Consider the following 557-nt stretch of genomic DNA (forward strand, 5'->3'; position numbering starts at 1 on the left):
GCCCTGCGGGGCGTTTTTTTATGCCTCCTGCGCATCGCTGAATCGTTTCATGTCTATGGTTGACCACAGCCACCAAAAGGCGCATATTAAATACATCTTTTAAAACCCCACAGGAGCTCACATGTCATCTTTACTGATCCCCGCAGACTGGAAAGTTAAACGCTCCACCCCATTCTTTACCAAAGAGAATGTCCCTGCCGCCCTGCTGAGGCACCACAACACCGCGGCTGGCGTCTTCGGCCAGCTGTGCGTCATGGAGGGAACGGTGACCTATTACGGTTTTGCCAATGAACAGGCGACGGAGCCGGAGAAAAAAGTCGTGATTCATGCCGGGCAGTTTGCTACCAGTCCGCCGCAGTACTGGCACCGCGTCGAACTCAGTGACGACGCCCGCTTCAATATTCACTTCTGGGTGGCGGAAGAAACCGACGGTGAAAACGGGCTGTTCCACGCGAAGAAAGCGTGACGGCGCTTAGCGCGCCCTGTCAGGCAGATTAAGGATATGGTCCTGCCAGTCGACCACCGTGGACTCAGGCACCGCAATATGGCGAACGGAG

Annotated in this window: 1 protein-coding gene and 1 pseudogene; one reads left to right on the forward strand and one right to left on the reverse strand. The window is 55.5% G+C overall.

The window, feature by feature from the left end; translation table 11 throughout:
• Window positions 1–121 precede the first annotated feature (121 nt).
• A complete protein-coding gene (locus ABD353_RS40060; RefSeq protein WP_221013458.1) occupies window positions 122–466 on the forward strand; it encodes a TehB family protein in 345 nt (114 codons plus the stop codon).
• 6 nt (window positions 467–472) lie between these two features.
• On the opposite strand, the pseudogene ABD353_RS40685 reads toward ABD353_RS40060, so the two are convergent.
• Window positions 473–557: pseudogene (locus ABD353_RS40685) on the reverse strand (YcgN family cysteine cluster protein); the annotation flags it as partial.

Source organism: Kitasatospora arboriphila (assembly GCF_039528095.1).
Taxonomy (GTDB): Bacteria; Actinomycetota; Actinomycetes; order Streptomycetales; family Streptomycetaceae; genus Kitasatospora; species Kitasatospora arboriphila.

What these genes read in the sequence shown, in the direction of transcription:
- ABD353_RS40060 (WP_221013458.1), top strand. Translation starts at nt 122, where the DNA reads ATGTCATCTTTACTGATCCCCGCAGACTGGAAAGTTAAACGCTCCACC.